This window comes from Prosthecobacter dejongeii, from assembly GCF_014203045.1.
Taxonomy (GTDB): domain Bacteria; phylum Verrucomicrobiota; class Verrucomicrobiia; order Verrucomicrobiales; family Verrucomicrobiaceae; genus Prosthecobacter; species Prosthecobacter dejongeii.
The window spans coordinates 1,187,885-1,205,890 of the sequence record NZ_JACHIF010000001.1 but is presented as its reverse complement, the minus strand read 5'-3'; the positions used below and the strand labels follow the sequence as shown (position 1 = coordinate 1,205,890).

11 protein-coding genes are annotated in these 18,006 nt (G+C 58.2%); 2 read left to right on the top strand and 9 right to left on the bottom strand.

What is annotated here, in order from left to right:
* Positions 1–61: 61 nt before the first annotated feature.
* The 7 genes from HNQ64_RS04770 to HNQ64_RS04740 form a co-directional block, all read right to left on the bottom strand.
* Positions 62–946 (bottom strand): sugar phosphate isomerase/epimerase family protein, encoded by an 885-nt coding sequence (locus HNQ64_RS04770; RefSeq protein ID WP_184205891.1) that lies wholly within the window; start codon positions 944–946, stop codon positions 62–64.
* Positions 947–977: 31 nt separating this feature from the next.
* Positions 978–1,775: an SDR family NAD(P)-dependent oxidoreductase gene (locus tag HNQ64_RS04765; protein WP_184205889.1), complete on the bottom strand. Its 798-nt coding sequence runs from the start codon at positions 1,773–1,775 to the stop codon at positions 978–980.
* A 97-nt stretch (positions 1,776–1,872) separates the two neighbouring features.
* On the bottom strand, positions 1,873–3,492 hold the full coding sequence (locus HNQ64_RS04760) for an FAD-dependent oxidoreductase (RefSeq protein ID WP_184205887.1): 1,620 nt from the start codon (positions 3,490–3,492) through the stop codon (positions 1,873–1,875).
* Positions 3,493–3,581: 89 nt separating this feature from the next.
* On the bottom strand, positions 3,582–4,427 hold the full coding sequence (locus tag HNQ64_RS04755) for a nucleotidyl transferase AbiEii/AbiGii toxin family protein (protein WP_221305330.1): 846 nt from the start codon (positions 4,425–4,427) through the stop codon (positions 3,582–3,584).
* 7 nt (positions 4,428–4,434) lie between these two features.
* A complete protein-coding gene (abiEi, locus tag HNQ64_RS04750) occupies positions 4,435–4,977 on the bottom strand; it encodes a type IV toxin-antitoxin system AbiEi family antitoxin (protein ID WP_184205882.1) in 543 nt (180 codons plus the stop codon).
* 69 nt (positions 4,978–5,046) lie between these two features.
* Positions 5,047–6,303 (bottom strand): LamG domain-containing protein, encoded by a 1,257-nt coding sequence (locus tag HNQ64_RS04745; RefSeq protein WP_184205880.1) that lies wholly within the window; start codon positions 6,301–6,303, stop codon positions 5,047–5,049.
* A gap of 97 nt (positions 6,304–6,400) precedes the next feature.
* Positions 6,401–7,078: a family 16 glycoside hydrolase gene (locus HNQ64_RS04740; protein WP_184205878.1), complete on the bottom strand. Its 678-nt coding sequence runs from the start codon at positions 7,076–7,078 to the stop codon at positions 6,401–6,403.
* 251 nt (positions 7,079–7,329) lie between these two features.
* On the opposite strand from HNQ64_RS04740, the gene HNQ64_RS04735 reads away from it, so the two are divergent.
* Both HNQ64_RS04735 and HNQ64_RS04730 read left to right on the top strand, forming a co-directional pair.
* Positions 7,330–8,082, top strand: a complete 753-nt coding sequence (locus HNQ64_RS04735; RefSeq protein WP_184205876.1) for a helix-turn-helix transcriptional regulator — start codon at positions 7,330–7,332, stop codon at positions 8,080–8,082.
* 53 nt (positions 8,083–8,135) lie between these two features.
* Positions 8,136–8,945, top strand: a complete 810-nt coding sequence (locus tag HNQ64_RS04730) for a class I SAM-dependent methyltransferase (RefSeq protein WP_184205874.1) — start codon at positions 8,136–8,138, stop codon at positions 8,943–8,945.
* A 15-nt stretch (positions 8,946–8,960) separates the two neighbouring features.
* On the opposite strand, the gene HNQ64_RS04725 is transcribed toward HNQ64_RS04730, so the two are convergent.
* Together HNQ64_RS04725 and HNQ64_RS04720 are read right to left on the bottom strand one after the other, a co-directional pair.
* Positions 8,961–9,989 carry a zinc-binding dehydrogenase gene (locus tag HNQ64_RS04725; RefSeq protein ID WP_184205872.1) on the bottom strand — a complete coding sequence of 343 codons (1,029 nt, stop codon included), beginning with the start codon at positions 9,987–9,989 and terminating at the stop codon, positions 8,961–8,963.
* Between the two features lie 78 nt (positions 9,990–10,067).
* A complete protein-coding gene (locus HNQ64_RS04720; RefSeq protein ID WP_184205870.1) occupies positions 10,068–17,771 on the bottom strand; it encodes a beta strand repeat-containing protein in 7,704 nt (2,567 codons plus the stop codon).
* Between the last annotated feature and the right edge of the window lie 235 nt (positions 17,772–18,006).

Genomic DNA, 18,006 nt, shown 5'->3' with positions numbered 1-18,006 from the left:
TGAAAGACGACAAATCACGACTCATCTCCAAGGCACGGAAATCGAGCCTCTACACAAAGGCTCAACCCCAATGCTGGGCGATCTTCCGTTTCAGGAAGTCCACGCTGCGGGCTAGCTGATCCATGCCGTCCACGCCATCTTCGATGCTGATCCATCCATCGAAGCCTTGGCTTTTGAGCTCGGTGAAGATGGCATCGTAGTCATTGAGACCCTTGCCGATTTCCCCATGGCGGAGACGCTTGGCGTAGCCCATGGCACCACCTTCTTCCTTGCGCAGATCTTCGATGGTTCCCTCGGCGAGGTAGCGGTCGCTGGCATGCATGGTGACCACACGGTGGGAAACACGCTTCAAAAGCTCGATGGGATCTTCACCCGCCAGATAGGTATTGCTAGGGTCATAGTTCACCCCGAAAAAGGGATGCTCCACGGCGGCCACAAGCTGGCAGAAAACATCCATCTTTTGCGCAAATTCTGGGTATTCCCAGAAGTCGTCCTTGTAATGATTTTCGATGATCAGGGTGATGCCACGTTCCTGAGCATAAGGCAGGCAGGCATGGATGGAATCGGCCGCGAGTTTCACGCCCTCATCCACGCTCAGTTCTGGGCGGCGCTGGCCGCTGAGCACGCGGCAGTAGCTCCCACCGAGGACTTGGGTCATGTCAATCCAGCGCTTCTGTTTGGCGATTTCCTTTTCCCGAAAAGCGGCATCGGGATGCGTGAAGTCGGGGGAGCAACACATCATGGGAATGACCTTGCCCGTATCCTCCACCTCGCGTCGAAAGCGAGGCCAGTTCTTCTCGTCGGACATTTCCAGGAAGCCTGCGTACCACTCCAGACCTTGAATATCGAGCGTGGAGGCCAGGGTGATCCATTCGGAAACGGACATGGTACCTTCTTTGCAGAGCTGCTGCATGAAGGCTTTGGGAAAGGCGGCGAGCTTGGGCATGAGAATAACTGGAGAAGGGATGCCTAACGAATTATTTGCTGGGAATGGTGGAGCTGTCTTTGGGCGGATTTCGGCCGATGAAGGGATGCTGCTCCAGGTCCATGACTTGACCACTGATGGGGCCACTTTCCTCCGCCAACCAGAAGATCGCGGCAGCGGCGATTTCTTCCGGCCAAAGGATGCGCCCAGCAGGGGCATAGACCTTGGGAAGATCCGTGTACCAGTCTTCGCGCAGGCCGTGTTCACGTTTGCGTTTCGCCTCGTTTTCCGTGAGCACCCAGCCGGGATTGATCTGGTTTACCCGCACGCCATTTTCACGCATGAGCGTATCGCCCAGATTGCGAGTGAGGGTCATCAATGCGCCTTTGGAGATGCTGTATGGTAGCAGGTTAGGCTCACCGCTGTAGGCATTGACACTGCCAATGTTGAGGACACTGCCACGCGTCTTCGTCAGCTCAGGCAGAGCGGCCTGCGTGAGGAGAAAGGGAGCGAGGGCATTCACCGACATCATCTTCATGAAGAAGGCGGCATCCGTGGTGTGGATGTTTCCCTGGGAAACCATGGCCGCATTGTTCACCACAGCATCCAACTGGCCAAAGGTGGCCAAGGCGAGATCGACCAAGCGTTGCGGGCAGCCCTCATTCGTGAGGTCCTCCACATGCGCCACAGCTTTGTCCACTCCCAGTTCCGCCACGGTTTCCGCACAGAGATCTGCCTCGAGTCCGTGGATGATCACGCGGGCTCCTTCACTGACACAACGTTTCGCGATGGCTTTGCCAATGCCCGTAGCACTGCCGGTGATGAGGATGACTTTGTTTTCGAGACGCATGATGTGGGTGAAAAGATCTGTATGACTAAATGCTACTCGAATCTGCCTTCTTTCCGCCACGACAAAGACTGTGTGAAATCCGACATGCTCACGGGCACTACGGCGAAGGCGCTGCCAACACCTGCCCATCTGCGAGCAACCGTTCACGCAGCGTTTTGTAATCCACCGCCTGCACGGGTAGGCCACCCTCCAGCGCCAACACCGCCGCCGTGGCAGCCGATTGAGCAGCGGCCATGAAGGTGAACTCGATGCGATACGCGCCATAGGCGACATAGCTAGATGACGGGCAGGTGGGTGAGAGGAGATTGCTGCATTCAGCCACTTTGGGCACCAGGCAGCGATAGGGAATACCGCAGGGAATCCAGTCGGGCTCTTTCGACACATTGAAAACCGCACCTTCATTCCACACGCGCCCCTCCTTCACCATGCAGCGGGCGCTGTGGAAGTCGGGTGGCCACCAGATCATACCCACACTGTCATTCACCGGTGCAGGGTCTGCCTTGCGTAACTGGGCCTCGGTCAAAACAAAATCACTGACCATGCGGCGCCCATTGCGCACGTAAAAGGCCCGCGGCCAGCCGCCATTGTCCGTGAACTCATCCTTGCACAGACCCCACACAGCCCAGGCCTCACGCTGCTTCACAGGCACGGACTCGTCATGTGCCATGAACCAATACAGACCTTGGATGTGATCTCGACTCGTGCGCAACATGGCCTCCCGTTCCACGTAACTGGCGATGGGGTAACGATGATTCCACCCCGTGAAATTCCCCGCCAATGAATGCCAAGTGCCAGGGTCCGTCTTGCCATTAGGCAGGGCGGCATGCGGCGCATCGATCACCCCGCCAGCGGCTAGATAGCGGCGCTGCATTTCATAATGCGTGGGATTATAACCCGACGGCTTTTCGATCTCCCTCCGATTGGCCGGATCTTTGGTTAGGCACAGCCGGAAGCAGTAACCCTGGATGCTTTCATCCGCCGCGCCATGCTCGCCCAGCGGCACATCCTGCACACCGTCAATCACGCCACTCTTCGGATCGCCCGGGATTTTGTAGGGATCAATAGGCTTGTCATGTTGCTTATGCGTGGTGTCCGTGCGGATGCCGTTGTGGGTCTCCCCATACTTGGCATTGCCCTCACGCCCCACGGCGAAGCTGATGCCTGCCAAGGCGAGCAGATCCCCCTCATAAGTCGCATCTAGGAAGACCTTCGCGCGTACTTCAGCACCATTCTCGAAGTGCAGGGCCGTTATCCGAGCCCCGTCTTTGATCACGCCTTTCGTTTCCTTTAAACGATGCCCACGCAGAACGGTAACTCCCGCTTCCTTCACCCAGGCCTCCCACACTGCCTCGGCCACATGCGGCTCGAATCTCCAGAGCTTCGTGTCCTTCCCCTTCGCCGTGAGCATGGCTTCGAACTTGTCCAGCCGTCCATACTGCGCACTGACTCGGCGGTAAAACTCCAAGGCCAATCCACCCACCGCCGGGCTATTCTGAAAGGGCTGGTTGTCAATGTCTGTCCCCCCTAGCCCCTCCACACTCATGCCACCGAGGTGCTGCCCAGCCTCCACCAGCACCACCTGTTTCCCCATCTTCACCGCCTGCACCGCTGCGATCACCCCCGCACTGGTTCCACCGTAAATGCAGAGATCCGTTTCCGTCACCGCTGGAGCGGAGATTGCGATGGATGCCGTAAGGGCAAGAAGCAGAGATTTCATGGATGTACTGCAACAGACACTTGCTCGCTACTTTTGGACAGCTTCACTGCTAATTTCGTAGATTTTACAAAGGTGACCGCATCCGTCGCCTACTCCAAAGCCGCCACGGCCTTCCTGCCCAGATCCCCCACGACATCCGTCAGATAGCTCCAATAGATTTCTTTCTCGATAGTGTCGCGTACAGTCGCGGCAGGGAGGAAGCGACGCATTTCTTTCATGAAGTTCTCGCGCAGCTCTGGCTGCCCTTTCAAGGCTGCAATACGACCCTGGAGCAGGGCCGCGAACTCGGCTTCGTCACGCTGATGATCGCGGATTTTGATCGGGATGAGCTGAGTGGGGACTTCGATGCCTTGCTGGGTGAGCCAGGTGATGTCCCAGAGATCGCGGTTCTTGATGCGGTTCTCGCGGAAAGCGAGCGCGATGATCTTGTCAGCCAAGATTTCCTCACGGCTCTGCGCTTGAAGAATGAGCCCCGAGGTGCCGAGGTCGATGCCGTAGAGATTACGCAGCATCATCGGGCGCGGGTCATGACTGGAGATGGCGCAGATGTCGAGGTGGATGCGCTGCGCTGGCAGATGCTTCTGGCCGGGACGTGTCTCGATGGTGAGCTTCCATGTGGACACCTTGCCGCCGGTTTTGACCGGTTCGCTAACGCTCACAGGCAGTCCGTAGCGGGTTTGCAGCCGCTCGGTCAGCACGCGGGCCAATTCAGCAAGATCGCTCTTCTTGAAACGGCTGCCGCCCGTGAAATCGAGGTCTTCACTCAGCCTGGCGGAGCCGTAACAAGCTCTCAAGCAGGTGCCGCCAATAAACGTGAGACCAGCGAGCAAACCCGCCCCGCTCATCTCGCGAAGGATGTCGTGATGCAGAAGTTCCTTCTCCACCACGGGCCGCAGAGACGTCAGCTCCGCACGTGAGCGGAGGGCTTCGTTCACGAGTTGGTCAAACAAGCTCACGCGCCACCTCCTCGTCCACGAGTTCCATGCAGCGACGTGTGGCCTTCATGTCCCGCAGCGCCTGCCGCACCGAGGCACGCCAGAGATGCCTCTCCGGGTCATAGGTCAGCTCGCTGCTCACATCGTCAGGACGCTGAGCCGTATGCACGAATTCAATGTGCCCATAGTCCCCGCAGTCCACCACATGGCTGCGCCCAGAGGTCATGAGGCTGATCCAGTTCATTGGCACCTGTGAGATCACACCCGCCTCACTCAGTACCGTCTCCAGACTGATGTAATTGAACTCTCCCGCCCTTAGCCGGGCCGCCGCATGAAAAAGCAAATGCCCCGCCGGATAGTCCGGCACTGGATAAAGATAGACGCCCCGGCAGACCCGCTTCAGCAGACCCGCCTTCGTCGCCCGCGACAACAGCACCGCCAACTGCCCACACCCCGGCACCGCCGCCGCCAGATCCGACGGCGCAAACACACAATGCTCCCGATCCGCCAACGTGCGGAGAGCTTGATCAAGTTGACGGAGAGGCTGCACGGCCTTAACTATACAAAAGATTGCATTAAGTGCAATGTTTTGTGGTGTTTCAATAATCAGGCGCTAAAGCTAATTCTGGCGTCGATTACTCACTCCCGCCTTTGCCAACTTCCCCAATTCCTCTTCACTCAGCGCGCGGTCAAAGACAGCCACGCCGCCGATCCAGCCGGTGAAGCCGACGCTGCGGCTGCTGTGGATGACGCGGCCGATGGTGAAGGGGCCGCCGCTTTCGGCGTCCTTGGGCGTGTAGAGATCGTGCGGATACCACCAGGGGTTCAGGCGCAGGGAGACAAGGTCGCGGGCGACTTCTTTTCCACCGCGCAATGTCACCTCGATTTTGGTGAAGCGATGCTCGCGCAATTCGATGCGTTCTTCAGGAGATTCGCGCTGTACTTTCACGCTCAGCGGTTCACCCTCCGGGGGGTTGTAGTATTGGTCTTTGGGGAAGGCTTCGTCCTCCCCCTCCTGCTTGCCGGGTAGCTTGGCGTAATGACTCTGCATGTAGGCATTGTGGGCAAAGGAGATGAGCTTGTCCTTTTTTGGGTTATCGAGCCAGCGGTCTCCAGAGATGCCATTGAGCCAGCCGGTGAGTTCGTCCTTTTCATGGTCGAAGGTCATGGCAAAGCACTGCCACGAGGCATCGAGCACTTCACGAGGTGAATCGGCGGGAACTTCGGGTGAAAGGCCGCCGGAGTTGCTCTTGTGCAGAGCGTATTTGTTCAGGAAGGAACTCGCACCGTTTTCCGAAACGTGGCCACAGGCACTGCCTTGTTTATTCAGGCCTGCAAAGAGGGCGTATTGGCGCTGCCCTCGTTCTACCTTGGCGATGGTGGCCGTGCTTTTTTCCTTCAAGTCGGTGCCTTCATGCCAGATGCCTGCGAGGGCGTGATTGCCACTTTCGCGGATGGCCCAGACGACGACCGTGACGGACTTGCCTGCGCCTTTGATGTCCAGCGGAGTATCGTGCAGCCGCGAACGCGGCACGAAGAGGAAGGGCCGGAAATCCGGATCGGTCTCCTTCACCATCTGAATCGCCTGCCCGAAGGGGCCGCGGCCCAGCAGCGGGAAATCTGCATAGGTGGCCTCACGGCCTGCGCCCCAGTAGTCTTTGATGTAGTTCGCAGCATCCAGCGGGTAGTCCGTGGTGGCCCCGGCGGGGACATGGGCGGTGAAGCGATGAGCTCCGGTAGGCTCTCGCTTCACAAAGTCCCAGAAGGCGACGAGGCCCGGCACTCCCGTGACTTCAGCCACTCGGGAGCTAGCGGCGGGTTCGGCGGCGTGGGTGATGGCAGCCGCGCTCAGAGTGAGGAAAAGGAGGCGAATCATAGGCTGGGGTGATCTTGGCAAAACCCAAGCGGAGCGCCAGCCGATGTTTAGGCCTTTTGCATGCAGGGCTGTTTCAGAACCCTGCATGCCGATCTGCTTACTTGGCGACGCCCTTGATGGCGAAGTCGTCATACTCCACATCCACCGGATTGGTGGTGAGGCTGATGAGGGACTTGGTTTCGTGGCTGATGCCTGCGGACTTAAAGCTGCCGACTTCTTTGCCATCAATCGTCACTTTGAGTTCATCGCCCTGGGTCTGCACCACCAGCGTGTGCCATTCTTCCAGACTCAGTTTCACGGGCAGGCGCTTGGCCTTGGTGACGAGCATCTTCTTTTCATCTTCGGTGAGCTGATTGGCCTTTTTACGGTCATACAGGCCGCCTTCGAGAGTGAAGCCGCCGGTTTTAGCATCGGAGAGATTCACACCTGTGGGGCTGATGGTGGCCTGGCAGATGTGGCCAGCGTGGGAGCCTTTGTAGTTCTTGTCATCGAACCAGACGTTGAAGCTCTTGGCCTTGTCACTGACGAAGCGGAACTTCACGGAAACTTCCAGGTCCTTTTCCCCTTCGATGCGGATGTGATCCACAGCGGAGTGATCTGAGGTGGGTGCGGTGATGCCGACCAACACACCGTCTTTGACGATGCTGGCGCTTTTGTAGTGGCCCCAGGCCTTGCCAAAACCCTCGGCGGCAAAGTCATCGGAGAAGATCACGCGCGGGTAATCGGCCGCTAAAGTGGTGGAGGCAAGGAGGAGGAGAGGCAGGAGTCGCTTCATGGGATGGAGTAGAACGAAGGCTCCTTCTACAAATTGCGCCGAGAACAAGCAACGTGGGTTTTCAGCGATCCAGGAGTCATTGCGTTCAGCCAGCCGAAATCAGGACGTGGGCCACTACCACCTTTAATAGAATCATGCAAAATGCTGATTTTATTTTACTTACAAAACTAATTCCTAAGGTTTGCTTCTCACGGTATCTTCACCACGGTTTCTTTTATCCCCCCATGCACCCTTTGTATGATGCCATAAGGATGATCCACTCTCACGGGCAAGCCCCGTTCCATGAGCGTGTCTTCACGGCCTTAGACACGATCTTTGAGGGGTCACGTTACGCGTTGGAGTTGTTTGGCCGGGAAGGTGAATATGCCCTGGAATCCAATCTGCCTTTTCACGAGTGCCCTCAGAGTGACATTCTGGTGAGGACGGAGGAATTGGTGAAGCAACAAAGTCCCATGTTTGAACGCTTGGCGGCTGGGGAAACGCAGCCCATGCGATTGAGTGACTTCATTACCATGCGCCAACTTCGCCGGCTGGATCTCTACCATGAGATTTTCCAACAGCTCTACATCCGCCACCAGATCGGCATTCCCATTCAGTCTCCCCTTGTTTTAGGCGGTCTCACGATCAATCGAGATCGCCGCGACTATCGTCCCGAAGACCTCGCTTTAGCAGCCGTCTTGGCGCCTCAAATTGCGACGGCTTTTGAGGTGGATCTGCTGTTTCGTAAGCTGGCCAAATCCAGCCAAGAGAAAACTCCCCCAGATCACACACATCTGCGCCGCCTAGGACTGAGCCGCCGGGAGGCGGAAATCATGATCTGGATCATCGAAGCTAAACGCGACCGTGAAATCGCTATCATTTTAGGCATCAGCGTGAGGACCGTGCAGCAGCATGTGCGGGCTATTTTGGAGAAACTGCAGGTGGAAAATCGGCTCGCTGCGGTTCGGCGGGTTTTAAAGATCCCCGGTGCACCAGAGCCGACTGGACCTTTATTGGCAGAGTAAAAATACGTATTTCTACGGATAGTGATCCCTGAGCGCGGTGGCAGTAGATAGGCATGAAATCTGCCAGCCCCGTTTTCGACAACTCCTACCCAGGCGAGTGGTCAGGAAAAACGAATTTAGCGGAAAGCGCGCCACGGCAAAGGGATAGCCACGGCTTGCTACCCCTCGAAGGGACGGTGAATGACCCAGCGTATCGAGAAATCTTGGCCGATTATGAAAAAGAGCTGAAGTCCTGGCCCTGTGGAAGTGTGGACCGTCTGGCCGATTTAGGCGCAGGGGTGAGGCACTTTTCACGATTCGCAGCGAGACAGTTTCCCGGCGCGCAAATCCTGCATGTGGAGCCCCATGCGACCGCGATCCCTCACGATCCGAGTCAAGTCGAGGAACCGGCACCGAACTTGCGCTTTTTACAGGCGGATCTGGAGAGGCTGACGGTGAAGCCAGAGAGCCTTTCCGCGGTTGTGAGTGTGCATGCTCTTTTCCGCCTGAAGATGCCGCAGGTGCTGCTGCGTAAGATGCATTCTTGGTTACAGCCTGGAGGGCGGATTTACCTCTGCGATGTGGGGCGCCCTATCCATGCCGGTGAATGGCGGAACTTCATCTTAAAGTCCAGCCTGCGATCTGAAGGGTGGCGCAAGACGCTGGAACTCATGACTCGAAACCGAGCGATCTATGATGAGCACAAACACATCGCCAAGCTCCAGAAACATGGCCGCTGCTGGATGCACAGCCATGAAACGTTTGTGGAGGCGGTGCGCAGTGCAGGCTTTGAAGTGCTGCGTCACCGGACGATCTACCGAGGTTGCAGTGATCTGGTGGTGGCGATGAAACCGCTGACCACCCCGCTTTCACCCCTGCCCTAAAATGCGGGCCTGCCGTCACACGGGACGCAGGACGCTCTTCACCACTTCACCTTTGTGCATTTTCTCAAAGGCTTCATGCCAGTCCGTCACGGGCCAGACGCCGCCGATGATAGGCTTCACATCAAACTGACCGCTGGCGAGGAGGGCAATGACGCGCTCCCAGATAGGCCAGTTGTGGCTGAAGCTTCCCTGAAGAGTGATGTTTTTCTGCACCAGAGGATCCATGTTGAAACCAAGAGGCTGCGGGCCCCAGCCGACTTTGCTGATCCAGCCTGCGGGGCGAACAATATCAAGGGCGATCTTGAGAGTGACACTGGCCCCGGCGGCATCAATGACGCCATCACAGCCGAGGCCATCGCGCTCCAGCGCCCAGGGTTTGGCATCGCCGATGATCACCTGGCAGCCATAGTGCTTGCGGGCGAGTTCTAGGCGATGGGCATCCTGAGGCAGACCGACGATGGCCACCTCCGCACCGCAAAGACGGGCCATGGCGGCACAGAGAATGCCGATGGTGCCTGGGCCGAGGACGACCACGCGGTCACCCGGCTCGATGCGGGCATTCTTCACCACTGCATTGTAAGCGACGCAGCAGGGCTCCGTGAGACAGGCCTGCTCAAAAGGCAGGTGATCCGGCACATGATGAAGGATGCGGCTGGGCACGCGCACGTATTTGGTCATGGCCCCGTTCACCCCGTAACCAAAACCTTTGCGGGTATTGTCCAGGTTATACAAACCCCGACGGGTCATGGGATTGTCCTTGGAAATGATGGCGGCGGTTTCAGACACCACGCGGTCACCTTCCTTCCAGCCTTCGACATCTTTGCCTACCTGAATGATGTGGCCACCGAACTCGTGGCCGAGCACCACTGGGTAGTTCACCGGCCAGGAGTGGTCTGCCGTCCACTGGTGCAGGTCACTGCCGCAGACGCCCACATTGGCTACCTCCAGCAGCACATCCTCTGCGCCGATCTCGGGCTGCTCGATTTCACGGATTTCGACGGAGCCTTTTTCAGGTGCGTAATTGACGACGGCGGCGGATTTCATGAGTTGGTATCGGCATGATACGACAATGCCGTGGTTCATCACCACGACAAAGTGTGTGTGATTTGCGACAGACCGGACTCAGACGATGCGGCCACGACGGCGGGTGCCGAACAGGGCCATGAGGCCCAGCAGCAGCAGCGTGGCGCGACCAGGCTCTGGCACCACCACGATGACCCCCAGGGTGGCGAAGTGACTGGTATCCCAGAAGAGGCCTGAGCTGGAGATGTCTGGCAGGTCCAGATCCAAGCCCGCATCCAAGTCACCGAAGCGGGTGTTCGGGCCTAGATTGGTCGAACCGTTAAAGGCAGTGGTCCAGTCCAGCAGGTTAAAGATCTGCCCGTTTTGGGGGATGAAGTTTAACGACTGAACTTGGATCTTAGCTCCTGCCGCCTGATCCAGCGTGCCAGTGACGTTCACCTGATCGTGGTTCCCCAGCCCGCCTGCGTTCGCGATGATGTAGTTGTTGTAGCCCGCCGTGCCGTAGGCATTGCCGCCAAAGTTATTGGTGCTGGTGAAGCTAGCGGTGGTGATCTGAAGCTGAAGGGTGGAGCCGCTGGCGAGATTGAGCCCCGTGCCAAAGTTGAGCCTTTCCGCCGCATCATTCACACTCGTCCCTGGGGCAATGATGGACCCGCTGAGGGCGGAAACGGCCCCCGTCACGGTACCACCGCCTTCCAGAATCTGGCCCGCCTTTAACTGGAAGCCACCGCTCACGGCACTGACGTTGAACGTGGCGCTCGCGAGGACGCTGATCCGGGCGGAATTGTCCAGCGCGCCTGTCGCCCCGAGAGTGAGGGTGCCGCCGCCGATGGTGGTGTTACCCGTGTAAGTGTTGACCCCGGTGAGCAACAGGGTTCCAGTGCCGGTTTTCAGCAGGTTATCTGCCCCCGTGCCGTTGTTGGCGATGACCCCGGCGTAACTGAGGGTTTCTGCCGTATTCACCACCTCCAGAATCCCGGTTCCAGAGCCGCCCGCCACGCCCAAGGCAATGCCGCGATTGGCATTGAGCGTGACATTGGCACCCACGGAAAGAGAGCCGCCATTGAGCACGATGTTCCCCGGAGTGGCTGCCGCTGGGGTTGCGCCCAGGGAGTTGTCATTGTTGATGCGCAGGCTGCCATTTTCCACCGTCACAGCCCCCGCTGCGCGCCAGTCCAGCGAGGCGGTGTTATTGCCTGTGAGGGCCAGCGTGCCGATGCCGGTTTTCACCAAGCCACCGCTGCCCGTCACGGTGCCAGAAAGGGTCTGCAAGGTGCTAGGTGCGCTATTCACTGTCACGGTACGCACACTGCTGCCCCAGGAGATCCCGCCAGAGAGCGTCAGGGCTGCGGGCACCGTAGGCCCACGCACCCCCAGGGTAAAATCACCGCTGACTGCCACGGCATTCGCAACCGTGCGCGCCGTGCCATCTGCCGTCAGCGTGGTGCCTTGGCCCAGGGTCAAAGTGCCGGTGCCTAGAGGGCCGCTGGTGACTGTCCCCGTCGTGCTACCCCCGATGACCAAACCGCCAGTCTGGAGATCCACCCCGCCAGAAAAGGTGCTGGCTCCGCTGAGCTGCAAGAAGCCGTTGCCTGTCTTGATCAAGCCCACTCCTGTGCCGGTGATGACACTGGTCATGTTCAGCGCTGCCTGTTCAGGAGAAAGCGTGGCCTCGGCATAAAGAATGGGCGCAACGTCCACAGTGCGGGTGCTGCCGCCGAGACTCAACGTGCCGCCAGAGATGGTCGCCGTGCTGCTTACATTGGAGGAGGTGACCTCAATGTTGCCCCCCAGCGTCAAAGTGCCGCTGCCGACGTTGATAGCAGGGTTGGTATTGCCACCCGTGTTGTTAAAGGTCAGGTTATTCAGCGTGTTGCTGCCTGTGAGCGTCAGAACGGAAGGACCATTCAAGGTCACATCTTGGGCGGCAATGGTACCGTTGATTTGGGTGACAGTGCCTCCATTCACAGTCAGCCCGCCCGCAGGCAGATTCCCCGCCGCACCCGCCGTGCCGATCTGAAGGATCTGGCTGTTCACCACGGTGCCACCCGTGTAGCTATTCAGATTGCTATTGAGCACCACAGGGAATTGGCCAAACACACCGCCCCACACTACCAGCCGAACGGCTTGGTTATTAGTCGGGTTATCAATGATGGCCGAGTTGAGGGTGAAGAGGTTCGCGGCAGCTTTGTTCTGATAAAAAATGAAGAGATCGGTGGTGTCGCCAGGATTGATCCCACCCGCTGTGAGCCTTCCCTGGTTAGGCGTGGCACCGATCTGCGGCAGGAAGGTGACGTCATTTTCCATGCTGGCAGAAAGGCCCCCACTGGTGAGATTCAGCACGTCCGTGGCATTCGCAAAGCTGATCACCGGAGCCGGAGTGGCCGTGGTACCGATGAAGTTGAGTGAGTTGATGTTGAGGCCGTTTGCTGCCACAGCTCCCGAGGCGGCAAGGCGAATGTTTTGCGTCGGTTGGTTGGCGGCAGGCAGAGCGCTGCCATCGTAACCGACGAAGCCCACCGTGTTTAGGGCTCCGACTCCACCCGCCGTGTCATAACCGGCAAACTCCGCCGCATTGGTGTTGAAATAGTTCGTCACGATGGCCCATGGGCCCACGATGTTGTTGGTCGTAGCAAGCCCACCCGTCACCACAATGTTCTCTGCAGAACCTGCGGTGCTGGCCACAAGGCCAAGACGTTCCGAGCTGGTGCCAGAGTAGCTCTGGCCAAAGTTCACCGTCGCAGCGGCATCGGCATCCCGAGTGAAGCCAGAAAGCGTCAGCGTCGCAGATTGTGGCATCAGGTTACCACTGTTGCTACCTGCCGCCGCAGTGATGATGTTGCTGCCCTGGGCAAGGCTCACGAGGCCCACCGTTTCCGATGTCATGGAACCACCACGGCCGTATAGGCTGAGAGTGCCACCGCGCAGAGTGATGTCGATGTCATCGGCCAGTCGGTTGGTATCATCAGTCAGAAAATTGTTTTCAAAACGCAGTGCGCCGTAGCTGAGATCCAGGTTGGAAGACTGCGTGATCTTGCCCCCATCCCGCAGACTGGTGACCCCACCATTCAAGACCGTGGGCCCCGTATGACTGTTTTCATTGGTGAGGTTCAGCGTGTTTCCATTCGAACGGATCAGGGTCACTTCACCCGTGATCTGTCCGGCAAAGGTGGTGCTTGCCGTCTCATTGATCACGAGGGTGGAGGAGGTGTTGGTGGAGGTGATGACGCCGCCCATCATCGGGGTTTCACCTGCCGTGCTTCCTAGGCTACGCAGGGCACCGACCATCTGGGTGGTGCCATTGAGATCCAACGTCCCACCTGTATTCACATTGAGAGGCTGGCCAGCTAGAAGGGTATGATGACCGCCAGCAAGTTTCAGAGTTCCTTGATTCACGGTGGTAGCACCCGTGTAGAGATTGGAAGCCGTGAGACTGAGGGTCCCTGCCCCCGTCTTGGTCAGGCCACCGGTAGTGCCAGTGATGACGGAACCGATCTCCAAATCTCCGAGCCCGTGAACGATCAATTCACGGTTAGAGCTGGTGGAAAGCAGGCCGCCCTGGATGCCCGCATTTCCAGCGAAGGCTAAAAGGCCACCACTTTCAATGTTCAGCGTCTGCATGGGATTCAGTTCCACGCCGCCCGAGCTACGTAGATTCAGCGAGTTGATGGAGTAGGCCCCTAGCCCGAATCGACTCGCTTCCAGTGCCGCGTTGGTCCCGGCCTGCAGATGCCCTAGTTCCTCACCAGCCACGGCATTCAGCGCTAAGATCCCGCGCACGGAATCGTAGGTGGCAAAGGCAGTACCAGAACCGGTGATGGATTGATCCACTAACGCCCAAGGCAAGATGCCGCGATTCGCCGTGCCTGAGGCACCGGTTTGACCCACAAAGGTAGGAACGGTGGAGGCCTTCATCGTTGCTACACCCGCCCCTGGCGTGTTGCCCAAATTGTCACCGCGAAAAAGCACCGTGCCCTGAGTGTTGCGAATGAAGCTGCCGCCACTCACCTGGAAGGTGAGTGACTGGCTAGGATCTGCATCCAAGGTCAACACAGCCGCCGTGTTACCTGCCGATAAGTTGCTGCTGGTGATGGTTTCCAAAGTCGGCGCACTGGCATCGCCAAGGATGGTAAGATTACCCCCGAAGTGGACGCCTCGAGTGCCCATGCGGTTATCCAGATGGCCAGATCGGTTATCCAGCACCAGGGTCGCGCCAGGGCTAATCTGCATGGTTCCACCTGCGGCTACTTTTCCCGCTGTGCCGCTCAGCACCAGAGTGCCGTTGTTGACGAGCGTGGAACCGGTGTAGGTGCTGGTGCCTGTGAGCGTCCAAGTGCCAGTCCCCATCTTGGTGAGTGTGCTGGCTCCCGTAGAGATAGGGCTGGCGAGAGTGCCACTGCCAGCGCCGGTGAGGGTGAGTGAAAAGGTGTTTGAGGTGGTGGTGCCCGAGGCGGTGAGATCCGCATTGGCCGTGATGGCATTGACACTGGTGAGATTCAGCATGCTGTCTGCTTCTACCCCGATCGCAGCCGTGCCATTCAGCACGATGTCGCCCGAGACCGTATTCGCCCCACTGCCTGCGAGACTTAGCAAAGCTCCCGTGCTGTTAAGACCGGAAGAGAACAGATACAATTTTTCCGCTACGGTGATGCCACTCGCCCCGCCATTGAGATGCAGAGCAGACTCCTGGTTATTCACCCAAGTATTGCCCACCGTGCTACCGAGTGCCGCTGAATTGGAGATTTTGAGAACGCCGTCTTGGACGATCACGGTGCCGTCCCAGCCCGTGTTTGCGGCATTGATTTCAAAGGTGCCATTGTCTGACTTCACGAATCCGTTGTTGCCTAGAAACGCGCTGTTCAGAGTGAAGGTCTTACCGGCCACCACCTGGAAGACGTTGTTCGTCGCCGCGTTGTTGCCTAACGTGAAGCTGCGATTGGTCGCGAAGGTTTCTAGCGCACGGAAAGTCGTGGCACCATTAGAGTCTGTCATCAACACTTGGTTGGCGGCGTTGCCCAAAGCCGCATCACTGGAAACGGCCAGGCCGCCACCTGTGATGAGAATGTTCCCCACAAAATCATTGCTGCTGTTGGTGAGCTGAACCATGCCGCTGCCGCGAATGGTGAGCTGCGAGCTTCCTGTCACTTTACCGCTGAGGGTCAGTGCTTGGACAAGATTCGAAGGTTTAGCTGTACCCAAGTTAAGGATGGTGTTCCCCGTAGCCCCTGGGCTTAGCGTCGTGGTGCCAGAGAACTCCAGACCGTAGCCATTGTTGTTGGTCACCGTCAGCACATTGCCGCCGATGCTCAAGTTCCCCATGCGAATGGTTTTGTTGGCCTGGGTGCTGGTTCCCGCCAGCGTATTGACCGCGATAGTGGCATCTGCCCCCACCACGACATTTTGTCCAAAGGTGAAGGTCTCTGGGGTACCGCCATTGTCGGGTAAGGTGCTGTTCGCACGCAGGTCTAAGGTGCCGCCGTTGAGCGCCACATCACCACTGCCCAGCGCCTGGGCACCGAGGATGCGCAGCGTGCCTGCATTCACCGTGGTCTGTCCAGTGTAGGCATTCGTGCCTGCCAGGGCCACTACCCCCGCACCCGATTTGGTAAGTGCGCCCGTGGTGGAAAGGATATTGGACAGGAGGTTCAACTGATCTCCTCCGACATCCGTGCGGATGACCAGCTCCCCACCCCCACCAACTGTGATGCCCACACCGCCATCAATCGTGGCTGCGGACGCCCCGGATTTTAAAATGCCTCCCGCAGAGACCGTCAGCGTGGCCCCAGCCGCCAGGCTAACATTGGAGGCATTGCCGATGCGCAAAGTCTGGATGCTATCCGTCGTCTGGGCGGAAAGGCTTCCCGTCAGGTTCACATGCTTGCCGCTACCCGTTGCCAGGGTGGCCCCTGCGCCCACAGCAGCGGTGTTGCTATCCGTTGCATAATCCAGCGCACGGACAAACCCGCCCACGTCGTAGGCGGCGTAGTTTGCCCCACTGACAAACAGGCCCGCATCCATGAAAGCTCCTGCGGTGGGTGCCGAGGCAAAGGCTACCTTTTGCAGGGTGGTTGTCGCGCCTGTGCCACCGACGGTGAAGTTCACAGTGGCTCCGCTAGAACGGTTAAAGCTGGCGAAGGTGAGCGTACTATCGAAGGCGACGGTGCGCTGAGAAAGGACCGTCGAGTCCCCCACCTCAAGTCGCAGCCCGCCAAGTGTTTCACTGATGGCAGCCGTCGCGCCGATGTTGTCATAACGAAAGGTGCCGTTGCCTGCCATGACCAAATCTGAAGTGTCCGCGATGCGGCCCGTGTTACCATTAAGCTGAAGGACCGAAGGACCGCGCACGGTGGTGTTACCGCTGTAGGTGTTATTCCCGCTGAGGGTCACATTGCCCACACTACTGCCCTGAATGCCGACTTCCAAAGAATTGCCTGCTCCGGTCAGAGCACTGGAGACGGTCAGCGTGGAGCTGCCGCCACCCAGGCGAAAGGTTGTACCATGAGGGGTAAGCGTGCCGGAGTAAGTGGCATTGTTTCCAGAGCCCAAACGCATGTTCGGGAAAGCGGAGAGGTTAAGCGCAGCACTGCTGTTGGTCCAAAGCGCCAAAGTGCCGACGGAAGCTGTGTTCACACGGTCCACAAAGGCTTGATCCATGGCGTAGTTCGCCGCGAGGGTGGCCCCGTAGTTCACCGCAACATTGCGGCCTGTGCCGCCCAGCGCAGCGTTCTTGTTCACGATCAGGAAGCCCGCATTCACCGTGGTGCCACCCGTGTAGGTATTGGTCCCCGTGAGGTAAACACGCCCCTGGCCGGTCTTGGTAAGGCTGTAGCTGTTGCCGCCATCGCTGATGTTACCCCCCAGGGTGAGTTGGTTGCTGTTGGCACTGATGTTGATGTTGTCACTGAAGGTCACCGCGCCATTGCCCAGGCTTAAGCTCTGAGACCCGAAGAAGGAAAAACTACCGTTGATCTCCACGGCGTTGTTGGCGGTTAAGGTCAAGTTTGCAACGCTGGAGTTCAAGTAACCACTGTTAATCACGAACTTGCCGGCGGTCGCCCCGAGAGCGGTGGCATTGCCTAGAGTAAGGGTGCCTTCATTCAGCGTCACGCCACCCGTGAAAGTGTTAGCACCATTCAGAGCCAACGTGCTGTTGCCAGGGCTGTTTTGCACAATGGCCACTTGCCCCAGACCGTCGCTGATGATGCCACTCATCGTTACAGGCCCCGTGCCCACGTTGGTGGCAAAGGGGTTGGTCGTTAGAGCGGGCGAGCTGACCCCTTTATTGGTGATCACTTTCAGCCCCGTCGTCCCTGCCGAGATCGCCCCCGAAATCGTCAGGGTGCGATCCGTTGCGGTATTCATCACATCCAGAGAGCTATTCAGCACCACCGGTGCAGAGATCGTATCCCCAGCGCTGGTACTCACTTGTACCAGGCTGGCATTGGCACCGTTCGGCGTGTTGTCGAATGTCAGTGTGGTCCCGCCCGACGAGCTGATCGTCAACGCACGGCGGTCCGTACTGTTGTTGTCACCCAGACGGATGGCTCCCAGAATGCGGGAGGTATCCAATACGATGATCTGATCTGCTGTGACCAAGTTGGCATTGGCCATGAAAGCTGTGGAGCCCGCACCGTCCGCGATAGAGCCGCTCCATTTGGCGGCTTCGCTCCAGTTCGAAGTCCCACCGGTCGTAAAGATCCACGTCCCATCGGCTGCCCGCAGGCTCCATTGAGGAATTAGAGAAAGTGTGGCTGCCAATAAACAAAGGGCGCGGGAAGAGAAACGAAATCGAGCACTGACCATGGTTGGGAAAAAGCGGGTGATTGGAGATGAAGAACCCTTACGACGAGGCTCAAGGAACGCCTTTGCGATTCAGCAAGGGAGGGCGGACGTGACATCCGCAGCCTGCCTAACCTGAGATCGGCAGCAGAGTTGTGAATGGCGTCCGGAAAGACGAAAATGCCTGGGGGAGGGCAGCGACATTGGGTTGGACCGGGAAAACGTTATTCCAGCCTAAAATCCTTCTGACAGCGATTAA